This window comes from Hydrogenibacillus schlegelii (genome assembly GCF_001653195.1).
Taxonomy (GTDB): domain Bacteria; phylum Bacillota; class Bacilli; order Thermicanales; family DSM-22653; genus Hydrogenibacillus; species Hydrogenibacillus schlegelii.
The window spans coordinates 1-12972 of record NZ_JXBB01000023.1; the positions used below are offsets into that span (position 1 = coordinate 1).

The window sequence follows — 12972 nt, forward strand, 5'->3', positions numbered from 1 at the left end:
TCTTCCCATCCCCCCCGGTCCCAACAGACGACCAACACCGCCGGCTCCATCCCGGCCCCCTCGGCCGCCCGCCGGTCCCGGAAAGGCCTTCCTCACAGGGCGGGTGCTGTTTAGTTTTCAAGGAACGCGGTGTCGCTCGGATGGGCCGCCTTGCGACGGCAAAGGATAATATATCACGCCCAGCCCGCTTCGTCAAGGGGCACCGTCTATGTATTTTTTTCATATTTCGCTTGGCGTCTCGGCGAAATGGGCGAAGGCCGCGCTGAACGGGCGAAGGCCTCCGCCGAACGGCCTAGCGCCGCCGACGTTCGGTCCGGACGGCAGGCCGGACGATCCCGACCGAAGGCCCGGTTCTCCGGTCGGCGGATGCGCCCTTCGGAACGCCCGATCTAGGCCAAATAGATCATTTTTAAATATAAGGTGGCTTTTTCTTGAATTGTTGCGTATAATGTCGACGACGGCGTTCAACACCATCCGGCGTCCGGCGACCGGAGGCTTCCCCGGCGCCGGCGGCGTCGGACCAGACTCCGAAGGGGGATCGTGATGGCGGCACCGAATTTTGGCCGCGCCGGAAGAGATCGATGGGGAACGTTCCTTTTTGTCTCGGCCTTTGTGTTGGCCGCCCTCCTTTTGGCCTTGGCGATCGACGGCCTCAAACATTCGCTCTTCCCCATCCCGACCGCCGGCCGCGCAGGGACGACGGAAACTCGACCGGCCGAAACGCCGCCGACGGCGGTCAAAAACGGTCGGACCGCCGGCGTCGACGGAGGCGACGCCATTCAGGAGGCTTCGCCCCCATCCGAAGCCGCCCGGCTCCATCCGAGCGAAGGGAACGCCGGGCCGGCACCGGCCGCACGCCCGGCCGTTTCGGCCGGCCCGGGCGAAAGCGCATCATCGCGCGCCCCGGTCAAAGAAACCGGGGCGAACTCGGCGCCAAGCGGCGGCCCGGCGGCGCCCGGCGCCGGCCGGCCGCCCCAAAGCGGCACGCCGAGCGAAGCGCATCGGGCCTCGGCCGCCGGGGAATCGACCGCGCCCCGCCGAACGGAAGACGCCGCGAAGGGCCGGGCCGCCGATGCGGCCAGCGGCAGGGAAACGGCTGATCCGGCGTGGCTTTCGGGCGATCGCTTCCGCCTCTCCCACCGGGTGCAGCCGGGGGAGACGTGGTTTTCCCTCGCGCGGACGTATTACGGATCCGACCGGTTTGCCCGTTATCTGATGGAGCGAAACGGCCGGGCGGACGGCCCCGCCCTTCGCGCCGGCGAGACGGTGCAGATCCCGAACCCGGCGATGTTCTGGCACACGGTCGCCGCCGGGGAGACCCTCGCGGCGATCTCGAAGCGTTACTTCGGCACCGTCGCGTACGCGCCGGACATCGCCCGGGCCAACGGCCTGGCGAATCCCGCCGCCCTTTCTGCCGGAGCGACGCTTCTCCTCCGGCCGCCGAAGCTCCTCGTCCACGTCGTCCGGCCGGGAGAGACGTATGCCGCCTTGAGCCGACGGTACTTCGGCAGCGAGCGGTACGCCGGTGCGCTTCGGGCCGCCCAGGGGGCAGGGAACGAAACGCTCCGGGCCGGCGATGTGCTCATGGTGCCGCTCGACGGGGAGCTCCTTCCGGCGTTCGATCGGACGAGCCGGCCGGACGTCTTCCTCGGGGAAATCGGCGTTCCGCTCCCCCTCCGCCTCGTCGTCAAGCGCGAGGCGAAAGTGCTCTTCGTCTACGAAGGGGACCGGCTCGTCAAAACGTTTCCCATCGCCGTCGGCCGCCTCGGCGATGAGACGCCGGCGGGGGTGTACCGGATCGTCACCAAGCTGGAACACCCGTATTACCGGGCGAAAAACATCCCCGGCGGCGATCCGCGCAATCCCCTCGGCAGCCACTGGCTCGGCCTCAACGTCCCCGGGACGGACGGGTCGATTTACGGCCTGCACGGGACGAACGACCCGAGTTCGATCGGCCATAACGCTTCAAGCGGCTGCATCCGCCTGTACAACGACGACGTCCGATGGCTTTACGAACATCTCCCGCTCGGCACGGAGGTCGAAATCAAATAACGGGTTGTCCTTTGCTTCACGGAGCCGCCCGAAGCGACCGCGTTCACCGTCGTACGCGGTCGCTTTTTTGCATCCGGAACGTTTTTCCCATCGGTCTTGGTGATGGTGATCATCCGCAAAATGTATTTCTCATGAAAACAAAATCCCCCTATCATGAAAACATGGCGCAATCCCCCAAAACGCCAGGAAAAAATTGAAGAGGGAGGTTGGAGATGTTAGAGATGGAACAAAAGACCGCGCCCGCAAACGCCCGTCCCGCCGGCGCCGCGCCGGTCGCCCGCCTCGGATGGCTGAAGGGGGTGATCCTCACCCTGTTCATCGCGTATACGGCGACGTCGCTTGCCCGGCTTCCCGGCGTTTCGGTCATGGGACCGCTCGTCATCGCCATTCTGCTCGGCATGGCCTGGCGCGGCCTGATGGACATCCCCACCGACGCCGCAGCCGGCATTCGATTCGCAAGCCAAAAGCTTCTCCGGGCGGGCATCGTCCTGCTCGGCATGCGCCTTTCGCTTTCCGACATCGCCCGCGCCGGCGTAAAGGTCCCGATCGTCGCGGGGCTTTCGATCGCCGTGGCGATGGGCGTCGCTCTGTGGATCGCCCGGCAGTTGAACGTCGAGCGGCGGCTCGGCATGCTCACCGCCTGCGGCACGGCGATCTGCGGCGCCGCCGCCGTCGTCGCCGTCGCCCCGCAGATCAAGGCCAACGAAAGCGAAACGGCCGCCGCCGCGGCCGCCGTGGCGCTGCTCGGCACGGCGTTTACGCTCCTCGATCTCGCCCTTGTCCCGCTGCTTCCGTGGGGCGCGGCGGCCCAAGGGATGTTTCTCGGCGGCACGCTGCACGAGATCGCCCACGTCGTCGCGGCGAGCTTTCCGTTCGGCGAAAAGACGGCGGATACGGCGCTCATCGTCAAACTGACGCGCGTCGCCTTGCTCGTCCCGGTCGCCCTCGCGATCAGCGCCCTGTGGCGCGATTCGCCCCGCGCCGCCGACCGGACGGAAGGCCGTCGGACGCGTTTGGGGAACGTCCCCGTCCCGTGGTTCATTCTCGGATTTTTGGGCGTCGCGGTCCTCCATACCTGGTTTTCGGTTCCGGAAGGAGTGAAGACGTCGGCCGTGCAGACGGCGTATTTCCTGCTGGCGATGGCCATGGCGGGCCTCGGCCTTTCCGCCGACTGGGTGACGCTTCGGCGGCTAGGCACGCGGGCGCTCGCCGTCGGCGGCGGCGCCTCGCTCGCCCTGTCGCTCTTCGACGCCTTCCTCGTCAGCTTCCTCCGCCCATGAACGGGCATACGAAAAAAGCGCCTCCGCGCGCGGCGTATGGGCGCCGGTGCGCCAGACGAGATCAAACGAGCGGGCGAGATCGGCGCCGGCGATCGGCCGCGCGAGGAGCTCGCCGTGGGCGATTTCGCGCCGGGCGGCGAACCGGGAAAGAAGCGATACGCCCAGCCCGGACATGACCGCTTCCTTGACGGCGGTGTTGCTGCTGAAGACGAGCCGCCGCCGGGGAGAAAGGCCGAATTCGGCGAAGAACCGTTCGACAAAAGCGCGGGTCCCGGAGCCGTGCTCGCGGACGATCCACGTTCGATCCTTCAGATCGGAGACGGGGATCTCGGCCTGATCCGCGAGCGGATCCCCCGGGGCGACGAGGAGGGCGAGCGTATCGCGGAGCCACGGTCGGCGCTCGACCCCGGCGCGCTCCACGCGGCCTTCCACAAATCCGACGTCGAGGGCCCCGACGGCCACCTTTTCCACAATTTCTTCGGTGTTCCCGACCGTCACTTCGATGTCGACGCGCGGGTAGCGGCGCGCGAAGCCGCCGATGAGCCGCGGCAAGACGGACTCCCCGACGGTCAGACTCGCGCCGATGTGGAGCGGACCCAAAAGCGACGCCTGAAAGCGCTCCAGCTCGGCGACCATGGCGTCGTATTCCGCGAGCAACCGTTTGGCCCGAGCGTAAAGCGCCTCGCCGGCGGCGGTGGGAACGACTTTGCGCGGGGAACGGGTAAAGAGCTGAACGCCGAACGTCGATTCGAGCTGTTGGATGTGTCCGCTCACCGCCGGCTGCGTGAGATACAGCCGTTCCGCCGCGCGCGTAAAGTTTTTCAGTTCATAGACGGCCACGAACACTTGAAACGGAAGCATCATATCGTTCTCCACCACGCTTGAAAGGCGGGATGCTCCATGCCAGAGAGCGCGAAGACGATCCGGTCGATGCTCGTCGCCGTCGACGGCAGCGCCCCGTCGCTCGCCGCCGCCCGCTGGGCGCTTGATCTCTCGCGGGCGCTCGGCGCGCGGCTGTATGCCGTGTTCGTCGACGACGACGGCGAAGGCGGCCGGGTGCCGAAAGACGCCTGGCCCGGCCCCGGCGATCCGGCGTATGCGCGCCTTAAGGCCGGCCTTTCGGCCTTAGAGGCGATCGCCGCCGAAGGGCTTCGGGCGGACGTGCCCACGGAAACGCTCCTCTACCGCGGCGCCATCGTGGAGGCGATCTTGACTGCGGCAAGCGACGTCCGTGCCGACGGGATCGTCCTCGGAGACCGCGGCTTAAGCGGGCTTCGGCGGCTCCTTTTGGGCAGCGTCGCGGCGGAGGTCGTCCGCCGGGCGAAGTGTCCGGTGACGGTCGTCAAAGCCGGTGCCTTACCGCAAAACGCGCCGAAGGAAGGTTAACCTTCCTTCGGCGCGTGGCGCATATGCGGGAACAAAAGCACGTCCCGAATCGACGGCTGATCGGCCAGGAGCATCACCAGCCGGTCGACGCCGATGCCGAGGCCGCCGGTCGGCGGCATGCCGACTTCGAGCGCCTCGAGAAAATCTTCGTCCATCCGGTGGGCTTCTTCGTTGCCGAGCTCCCGCTCCTTGAGCTGGGCCAGAAAACGCTCCCGCTGATCAATGGGGTCGTTGAGCTCGGAAAAGGCGTTGGCGTGCTCGCGGCCGGCGATGTAGAGCTCGAACCGGTCGGTAAACCGCGGATCGGCGGCGTTTTTTTTCGCCAGCGGCGAGATCTCCACCGGATGGCCGTAGACGAAGGTCGGCTGGATGAGGGAGGCCTCCACCTTCTGTTCAAAAAATTCGTTGATGATGTGGCCGACCGTCATGTGCGGCGCGACTTCGACGCCATGGGCGCGAGCGAGGGCCCGGGCTTCGTCGACGCTCATCGGCCGGAAGAAGTCGACGCCGGTCGCCTCCCGGATGAGGTCGACCATGTGCGCCCGGCGATAGGGCGGCGTGAGGTCGATCGGCTGGCCCTGATAGACGATGCGGGTCGTGCCGACGGCCTCCTCGGCGACGCGGGCGATGAGCGATTCGGTGAGCGCCATGATGTCCGTAAAGTCGGCGTACGCCTGGTAAAGTTCCAACATCGTGAATTCCGGATTGTGCTTGGTCGAGACGCCCTCGTTCCGGTAGACGCGGCCGATCTCGTACACCTTTTCGATGCCGCCGACGATGAGCCGCTTTAAGTGGAGCTCGATGGCGATGCGAAGGTACATCTCCATGTCGAGGGCGTTGTGGTAGGTAACGAAGGGCCGGGCGGCGGCGCCGCCGGGAATCGGCTGCAAGGTCGGCGTTTCGACCTCGACAAACCCCTCGGCGTCGAGGATCGACCGGAGCGCCCGGACGATCTTGCTCCTTAAGAGAAACGTCCTTAAGACGTCGGGGTTCATAATGAGGTCGAGATACCGCTTTCGGTAGCGGAGCTCGACGTCCTTGAGGCCGTGGAATTTCTCCGGAAGCGGCCGGAGCGACTTCGCCAGAAGGACAAACTGCCGGACGAGGACGGTGAGCTCGCCGGTCTTCGTCCGGAACACCGTCCCCTCAACGCCGAAGATGTCGCCGATGTCGGCGAGTTTGTAGACCTCGTAGGCGGTATCGCCGAGGACGTCTTGCCGGAGGTAGATCTGAAACCGGCCGGTCATATCCTGCAGGTGGGCGAAGCCCGCCTTCCCCTGCCGGCGCTTCTGCATCATCCGCCCGGCCATCCGCACGGCGATCGGCCGGGCCTCGAGCGCCTCCGCGCTCATCCCGCCGAATTGTTCGTGAAACCGGGCCGCGGTGTGCGTCCGTTCGAAGCGGCCGCCGTACGGCTCGACGCCGAGGGCCCGGAGCGCCTCGAGTTTTTCACGGCGGACGCGTTCCTGATCGCTCAACGCCGCCGTCCGACCGGCCATCGATTCGTCCACCCGTGTCACCTCGTCGTCATTCGCCTTTTTGGATGTCGATGATCTGATACCGGATGACGCCGGCCGGCGCGTTCACCTCGACGATGGCGCCGCGCTTTTTGCCGAGGAGGGCCATGCCGACCGGCGATTCGTTCGAGATTTTGTTGCCCTCGGGATCGGATTCGACCGAACCGACAATCGTAAACGTCATTTCTTCGTCGAATTCGAGGTCTTTCACCACGACGGTCGAGCCGACGGTGACGACGTCGGTGCCGACCTCCTCGTCGTTGATCACCTTGGCGTTCCGGAGCATTTTCTCGATCGTCGCGATCCGCCCTTCGATGAACGCCTGCTCGTTTTTGGCGTCCTCATACTCCGAGTTTTCGCTGAGGTCGCCGTAGCCGATGGCGATCTTGATCCGCTCGGCGACTTCCTTCCGCTTGACCGTCTTTAAGTATTCCAGTTCTTCCTCCAGCTTTTTCAGGCCGGAGCGGGTGAGAATGACCTCTTTGTCGCTCATGCCCATCCCCCTCACCGATCGACGGCGCGCCGGGACGAAAAAAAGAAGCGCACGGAGCGGTCGGCCCGCGGCGCGCCGGGCATTCCTTTGTCCGGAATTATCGGTATTATATTGGAGGCCTCCGAGGATGTCAACGGAAGCTCGCCGCCACCGCTTCGGCCGGCGCCGCGTCCCGGATCCGCTCCAGGATCGCCCGGAGCGCCGCCGCCGACTCGGCGCGGTTCACCTCGGCCCGAAGGGCCGCGCCGCCCCGGATCCCCCGCAGATACCAGGCAGCGTGTTTGCGCATCTCCCGCACCGCGACCGCTTCCCCCCTGAGCTCGACAAGCGCCCGGAAGTGCTCGAGGGCCATCGTCGCCTTTTCTCCCGGCGTCGGCTCCGGGATCAGCTCGCCGGTCTCGAGATAGCGAACGGTCCGGTAGATGAGCCACGGATTGCCGAGGGCCGCCCGGCCGATCATCACCGCGTCGACACCGGTCGTCCGCAGCATTTCGGCGGCCTTTTCCGGCGTGTCGACATCGCCGTTTCCGATGACCGGAATGCCGTACGGCCTAAGCACGTCTTTGACTTCGGCGATCGCCTCCCAGTCGGCCCGCCCTTCGTACATCTGGGCCCGGGTGCGGCCGTGGACGGCGACCGCCTTTCCGCCGCCTTCGGCGATGGCGAGGGCGACCTCCCGGTAGGTGAGGCGATCGGCGTCCCAGCCGAGGCGGATTTTCGCCGTCACCGGGCGCCGGACGGCGGACGTGACCGCCCGGTAAAGGTTGTAGACCCGATCCGGCGAAAGGAGCCACCTGGCGCCGGCGTCGAGGCGGTTGATCTTCGGCGCTGGGCAGCCGAGGTTGATGTCGATGATGTCGGCGTCGGTCTCCGCCTCCACGATCCGGGCCGCCTCAGCGAGCGTGCGGGCGTCGCCGCCGAAGAGCTGGATCGCCACCGGATGTTCTTCCGGGTCGAGGGTGAGCATCGCCCGCGTCTGGGCGTTCCCGTGAATCAGCCCCACGTCGCTCACCATCTCCGTGTAAATGAGGCCGGCGCCGAACCGTTTCACGATGCGGCGGAAGGCGAGATTCGTCACGCCGGCCATCGGTGCGAGAACGACGCGATTCGGGATGGTGACGTCGCCGATCATCCACATGGTGGTTCCCCTCCCAGCACGCGGCGGATCCGCTGCGTCCGGACGCCGAAAAGCGCCTCCCGAAGCGGCCGGCCCGTCTTCGGGTGGACCAGATCCGGAGCCAGCTCGACGAGCGGCACGAGGGCGAACGCCCGTTCCAAAAGCCGCGGATGCGGCACCGTAAGCGACGCCGTCTCGATGACGGCGTCGCCCCAGAGCAGAAGATCGAGATCGATCGTCCGGGGACCGTTCGGCCGCATCCGCACACGGCCGAGCCCGGCCTCGATGCGAAGGAGCCGCTCGAGCATCGCCGGCGGCGCCTCCGCCGCCGGCACGGCGACGACCTGGTTCCAATACGGCGGCTGATCGACGTCGTAAAGCGGCGCCGTCTCGTAGATCGACGAACAGCGGATGCGGCCGTACGCCGCCCGGAGCGCCGCCCGGGCCCGGGCGAGGGCCGCCTTCCGGTCGCCGACGTTGGCGCCGAGGCCGATGTACGCCCACCTCATCGGTCGATCCCGGGCTACGGCGCTCCGACGCCGGGAATCGGCCCTTCCCCGGAGCCGGTTGCCGCCGCATCGGCCGCTTCGATCGCCGCGACCATCTTGAGCGCCTGGACGGTTTCACAGACGTCATGCGCCCGGACGATCGTGACGCCCCGAAGAACGCCGTAGACGGCGACGGCGAGCGAGCCGGCGAGCCGCCGGTCAACCGGGAGGTCGAGGGTAAGCCCGATGACGGACTTCCGGGAGGCGCCGAGGAGGACGGGGTGGCCGAGGTCGACGATCGCCGGCAGGTGCTTGAGGACGGCGAGGTTTTGCGCATACGTCTTCCCGAAGCCGATCCCCGGATCGAGGATGACCTGTTCGTCCCGCCCGCCGGCCTGAAGGAGCCGATCAACGCCCCGCAGCAGGTCGGCGCGGATGTCCCCCAGGAGATCGGAATACTCCGGCTCCCGGCGGTTGTGCATGATGACGACCGGCACCTTCGCCTCCGCGGCGAGGCGGGCCATCGCCGGATCCTGAAGGCCCCAGATGTCGTTGAGGATGTCCGCCCCGGCGGCGAGGGCCGCTTCGGCGACGGCGGGCTTGGACGTGTCGATCGAGATCGGGACGTCGAGCGCCGCCCGGAGCGCCCGAAGGACCGGAAGCACCCGCCGGAGCTCTTCCTCCGCCGGCACCGGGGTATGCCCCGGCCGGGTCGACTCGCCGCCGAGGTCGATGATCGCGGCGCCGCAGGCGACCATCGCCCGGGCGTGCTCGAGCGCCCGCTCGACGGTCGTGTACCGGCCGCCGTCGGAAAACGAATCGGGCGTCACGTTTAAAATCCCCATCACGATCGGGCGGTCGAGCAAAAGGCGCCGACCGCCGGGCAGCGAAAGCGCCTTCGAGCGCATCACGTTTCATCCCTTCCTTCCTCGGCCCCCGACCGAACCGCTTCAGCCAGGCGGCGAAGCGCCGCCGGCGGAAAGGTGTAACGCCGCCGGCAAAAGCCGCAGCGCACCTCGAGGGGCCGGCCGCGGGCGGCTTCCTCCACCAGGGCCTTCGGGCCGAGGAGGCGAAGCGTCCGGGCGGCCTTCGCTTCCGAGCAGGTGCAGTAAAACCGCACCGGCTCGACCGTCTCCCAATGCCCCGCCTCGCCGACGAGCGCCTGGGCGGCCGCCTCGGGAAACGGCGTCCGCCGAAGAAGCGTCGTCACCGGCGGCGCCTCCCGAAGCCGCGCTTCGAGAACCTCCAGAATCTCCCCTTCCGCCCCGGGGAGCGGATGCAGCCAGAAGCCGCCGGCCGCCTCGACGGTGTGGTCGCCGGCGACGAGCACGCCGAGGCCGACCGCCGACGGGATCTGCTCGGACGTCAGGAGATAGAAAGCGAAGTCTTCCCCGATCTCGCCGCTCACGAGCGGCGCCGTCCCCCGGTACGGCGGTCCGCCGGCGAGCTCCCGGGCGACGACGAGCGTCCCCCGGCGGCCGACGGCGCCGCCGACGTCGAGCTTGCCGTCAGACCGGGGCGGGAGGTCGATCTCCGGCCGCTCGACGAGTCCCCGGGCGCCGAGGGCGCCGTCCGGCAGGCGAAAGGCATCGGCGACGACCCGTCCGAGGGGGCCGTCGCCGGCGATGAGGAGGTGGATCGCGTCGGCCGTTTTCGTCCCGGCGGCGTAGAGTACCGCCGCCGCCATCGCCCGGCCGAGGGCGGCCGACGCCGTCGGCCGGGTCTCGACGTGCCGCGCCGCCTCCCGCACCGTCTCCGTCAGGCGGAGAACGAAGAGGCGCACCCGGCCGTCCAGGGCCAGTCCGCGGTAGAGGGCATCCATCGTCCGTCTCCTTACGGCGAACCTCCCGGCGGCGACGACGCCGCATTGAGGTCGTAGATGCGTTTGAGTCCTTTGAGGGTGAGCTGCGGATCGTAGACGTCGATCCGCTTCGTCGAACGGGCAAACGGCTCCGCCAGCCCGCCGGTGGCGACGACGGTCGGCGGCACCGAAAAGCGCCGCTTCAGCCGTTCGATCATCCCTTCGACGAGGGAGAGGTAGCCGTAGAAGAGCCCCGACTGAAGCGCCTCGACGGTGTTTTTCCCGACGACGTCCGGCGGCGGCACCAGCTCGACCTTCGGCAGTTTGGCGGCATTCTGGACGAGGGCCTCCATCGCCACCATCACCCCCGGCGCGATGACGCCGCCGCGGTACGTGCCGGTTTCGTCGATCAAACAAAAGGTCGTCGCCGTGCCGAAGTCGACGACGATGAGCGGGGGACCGTAGTGGTGCACCGCCGCGACGGCGTTCGTCACCCGGTCGGCGCCGAGCTCCCGGGGGTTGTCGATCTGGATCTTGAGCCCCGTCCGGATGCCCGGGCCGACGATGAGGGGCGCGACGCCGAAGGCGCGGACGATGAACCGCTCGATCTCCGGCATGACCGGCGGCACGACGCTCGAGACGATGACGCCGGTGACGTCCTCCGAGCGAAGCCCCGCTTCGGCAAAAAGCTGGCGAAAGAGGAGGCCCCATTCGTCGGCCGTCCGGCGCCGGTCCGTCTGAAGGCGCCACTGGTGTCGAAGGGCTTCGCCGTCGAAAACGCCGGCGACGACGTTCGTGTTGCCGATGTCGAGGGCAAGGAGCATCCGCGTCCCACCTCCGGCAAGCTTGGGCGCATCCGCCACCCGGCGTCACGCCGGCGACGGCGCCTCGGCGACGCGGATGCGGACTTCCGTCGGCGAGATCGGCTCGGCGACGATCCGGTCGCCTTCCGTCCGGCCCTTTTCGATGAGGTCCCGAATCTCCTGGCTGGTGAGCGTCTCGACCCGAAGGAGCGCCTGGGCGATCGTCTCGAGCTTCTCCCGCTTGTCCGTAAGCAGCTGCCGGCAGCGCTCGTACTGCTCCCGGATGATCCGCTGGATCTCGAGGTCGATCTCGTAGGCGATGGCGTCGGAGTAGTTCTGCTCGTGGCCGAGGTCCCGGCCGAGGAAGACCTCTCCCTGCCGGCGGCCGAACTGCATCGGCCCGAGCTTTTCGCTCATGCCGTATTCCATGACCATCCGGCGGGCGATGTCCGTCGCCTGCTTAAAGTCGCTGTAGGCGCCGGTCGACACGTCGCCGAAGACGATCTCCTCCGCCACCCGTCCGGCGAGGAGAATGAGGATCCGGTCGAGGAGGTAGCTTTTCGTCGGCAGGTTGGTGTCGTCCTTCGGCAGCGTCACGGCGTAGCCGCCGGCCTGACCGCGGGGGATGATCGTCACCTTGTGCACTTCGTCGCCGTTCGTCGCGTAATACCCGGCGATGACGTGCCCCGATTCGTGGTAGGCGACGATCTGCTTTTCCCGCTCGCTGATCACCCGGCTCGTCTTCGCCGGGCCGGCGATCACCCGGTCGATCGCCTCGTCGATCTCGGCGAGGCCGATCGCCTTTTTGTTCCGCCGGGCGGCGAGAAGCGCCGCCTCGTTCAGCAGGTTTTCCAGGTCGGCGCCGGTAAAGCCGGGCGTCCGGCGGGCGATCTTCTTCAGGTCGACCTCCGGTTCGAGGGGCTTGTTCCGGGCGTGCACCTTGAGGATCTCCTCCCGGCCCTTTACGTCCGGCCGGTCGACGGTGATCTGCCGGTCGAACCGGCCGGGGCGAAGGAGCGCCGGGTCGAGGATGTCCGGCCGGTTCGTCGCCGCCATGACAATGATTCCTTCATTGGGCTGAAACCCGTCCATCTCGACGAGAAGCTGGTTCAAGGTCTGTTCCCGCTCGTCGTGGCCGCCGCCGAGGCCGGCGCCCCGCATGCGGCCGACGGCGTCGATCTCGTCGATGAAGACGATGCAGGGGGCGTTTTTCTTCGCCGTCTCAAACAGGTCCCGCACGCGGGAGGCACCGACGCCGACGAACATCTCGACGAAGTCGGAGCCGCTGATGCTGAAAAAGGGCACGCCCGCTTCGCCGGCGACGGCCCGGGCGAGGAGGGTCTTCCCCGTTCCCGGGGGCCCGACGAGAAGCACGCCTTTCGGAATCCGGGCGCCCAGCGCGGCGTACTTCCGGGGGTCCTTCAAAAAATCGACGATTTCGACCAGCTCCGCTTTCTCCTCGTCGGCGCCGGCGACGTCCTTAAACGTCACCTTGCGCTTGTCGTCGGTGAACTGGCGGATGCGGGCCTTGCCGAAATTCATCACCCGATTGCCGCCGCCCTGGGCCTGGTTGATGAGGAAGAAGAAAAGGATAAAGATGAGCACGAACGGAACGACCGAGATGAGAAAATTCACCCACGACGTATCCCGGACCCGTTCCTGGACGACGGTGAGCTTCGACTGGTCGATCTTCTCGTCGATCAGCCGCATGAGCTCACCGGTGAGGGGCGCCCGGGTGATGAAGTGCTCCTGCCCGGCCGGCGCCGCCTTGAGCGTCGCCTCGATGACGACGGTCTGCCCCGTCGGTCCCTCTTCCCGGAGGCTGAGCGACTTGATCTGATCCGCGAGGAGCATCTCGCGGAAATAGCTGTACGGCTTCTCGTTCGGCGCCCGTCCCTGGGTGGCCAGCATGTTGATGAGCCCCACCAGGACGATGACGACGAGCATATAAAAAAGGATATTGCGGACGAGCTTGGGCATGCCCGACCTCCTTCCATCCCCGGGGCACTTCCTCTATTTTACCACAGCCAACATC

General features: G+C 67.3%; 12 protein-coding genes. 3 read left to right on the forward strand and 9 right to left on the reverse strand.

All coding sequences use genetic code 11. The features are described from left to right. Positions 1–543: 543 nt before the first annotated feature. Positions 544–2052, forward strand: a complete 1509-nt coding sequence (locus SA87_RS06895; RefSeq protein WP_066201176.1) for a L,D-transpeptidase family protein — start codon at positions 544–546, stop codon at positions 2050–2052. A 221-nt stretch (positions 2053–2273) separates the two neighbouring features. After that, positions 2274–3332, forward strand: coding sequence for a YeiH family protein (locus tag SA87_RS06900; RefSeq protein ID WP_082718219.1), 1059 nt, complete (start codon positions 2274–2276; stop codon positions 3330–3332). On the opposite strand, the gene SA87_RS06905 is transcribed toward SA87_RS06900, so the two are convergent. Then, on the reverse strand, positions 3243–4211 hold the full coding sequence (locus SA87_RS06905; RefSeq protein ID WP_169816926.1) for a LysR family transcriptional regulator: 969 nt from the start codon (positions 4209–4211) through the stop codon (positions 3243–3245). The genes SA87_RS06900 and SA87_RS06905 overlap by 90 nt on opposite strands. A 21-nt stretch (positions 4212–4232) precedes the next feature. Here SA87_RS06905 and SA87_RS06910 point away from each other — a divergent pair, with 21 nt between their 5' ends. Further along, positions 4233–4718 (forward strand): universal stress protein, encoded by a 486-nt coding sequence (locus tag SA87_RS06910; RefSeq protein WP_066201182.1) that lies wholly within the window; start codon positions 4233–4235, stop codon positions 4716–4718. Here SA87_RS06910 and lysS read toward each other — a convergent pair. The 8 genes from lysS to ftsH all read right to left on the reverse strand — a co-directional run bounded on the left by lysS (position 4715) and on the right by ftsH (position 12917). After that, a complete protein-coding gene (gene lysS / locus SA87_RS06915) occupies positions 4715–6217 on the reverse strand; it encodes a lysine--tRNA ligase (RefSeq protein WP_066201654.1) in 1503 nt (500 codons plus the stop codon). The genes SA87_RS06910 and lysS overlap by 4 nt on opposite strands. Positions 6218–6245: 28 nt before the next feature. Further along, positions 6246–6728: a transcription elongation factor GreA gene (gene greA, locus SA87_RS06920; RefSeq protein WP_066201657.1), complete on the reverse strand. Its 483-nt coding sequence runs from the start codon at positions 6726–6728 to the stop codon at positions 6246–6248. A gap of 130 nt (positions 6729–6858) precedes the next feature. Next, on the reverse strand, positions 6859–7866 hold the full coding sequence (gene dusB, locus SA87_RS06925) for a tRNA dihydrouridine synthase DusB (protein WP_066201185.1): 1008 nt from the start codon (positions 7864–7866) through the stop codon (positions 6859–6861). Then, the gene (folK, locus tag SA87_RS06930; RefSeq protein WP_066201188.1) at positions 7857–8354 is read right to left on the reverse strand and encodes a 2-amino-4-hydroxy-6-hydroxymethyldihydropteridine diphosphokinase; all 498 of its coding nucleotides are present in this window, start codon (positions 8352–8354) and stop codon (positions 7857–7859) included. Before folK ends, dusB begins: the two co-directional genes overlap by 10 nt. A gap of 14 nt (positions 8355–8368) precedes the next feature. Next, entirely contained in the window at positions 8369–9241 is an 873-nt protein-coding gene (folP, locus tag SA87_RS06935; RefSeq protein ID WP_066201192.1) for a dihydropteroate synthase, read from the reverse strand. Beyond that, positions 9241–10155, reverse strand: coding sequence for an Hsp33 family molecular chaperone HslO (locus SA87_RS06940; RefSeq protein WP_066201195.1), 915 nt, complete (start codon positions 10153–10155; stop codon positions 9241–9243). Before SA87_RS06940 ends, folP begins: the two co-directional genes overlap by 1 nt. 11 nt (positions 10156–10166) lie before the next feature. Next, on the reverse strand, positions 10167–10958 hold the full coding sequence (locus SA87_RS06945) for a type III pantothenate kinase (RefSeq protein WP_066201198.1): 792 nt from the start codon (positions 10956–10958) through the stop codon (positions 10167–10169). Positions 10959–11003: 45 nt separating this feature from the next. Further along, positions 11004–12917, reverse strand: coding sequence for an ATP-dependent zinc metalloprotease FtsH (gene ftsH / locus SA87_RS06950; protein ID WP_066201200.1), 1914 nt, complete (start codon positions 12915–12917; stop codon positions 11004–11006). Positions 12918–12972: the final 55 nt, after the last annotated feature.

Bases quoted from the DNA above. Each gene is read 5' to 3' on its own strand.
- SA87_RS06895 (WP_066201176.1), top strand. From the start codon at position 544: ATGGCGGCACCGAATTTTGGCCGCGCCGGAAGAGATCGATGGGGAACG.
- SA87_RS06900 (WP_082718219.1), top strand. From the start codon at position 2,274: ATGGAACAAAAGACCGCGCCCGCAAACGCCCGTCCCGCCGGCGCCGCG.
- SA87_RS06910 (WP_066201182.1), top strand. From the start codon at position 4,233: ATGCCAGAGAGCGCGAAGACGATCCGGTCGATGCTCGTCGCCGTCGAC.
- lysS (WP_066201654.1), bottom strand. From the start codon at position 6,217: ATGGCCGGTCGGACGGCGGCGTTGAGCGATCAGGAACGCGTCCGCCGT.
- greA (WP_066201657.1), bottom strand. From the start codon at position 6,728: ATGAGCGACAAAGAGGTCATTCTCACCCGCTCCGGCCTGAAAAAGCTG.
- dusB (WP_066201185.1), bottom strand. From the start codon at position 7,866: ATGTGGATGATCGGCGACGTCACCATCCCGAATCGCGTCGTTCTCGCA.
- folK (WP_066201188.1), bottom strand. From the start codon at position 8,354: ATGAGGTGGGCGTACATCGGCCTCGGCGCCAACGTCGGCGACCGGAAG.
- folP (WP_066201192.1), bottom strand. From the start codon at position 9,241: ATGCGCTCGAAGGCGCTTTCGCTGCCCGGCGGTCGGCGCCTTTTGCTC.
- SA87_RS06940 (WP_066201195.1), bottom strand. From the start codon at position 10,155: ATGGATGCCCTCTACCGCGGACTGGCCCTGGACGGCCGGGTGCGCCTC.
- SA87_RS06945 (WP_066201198.1), bottom strand. From the start codon at position 10,958: ATGCTCCTTGCCCTCGACATCGGCAACACGAACGTCGTCGCCGGCGTT.
- ftsH (WP_066201200.1), bottom strand. From the start codon at position 12,917: ATGCCCAAGCTCGTCCGCAATATCCTTTTTTATATGCTCGTCGTCATC.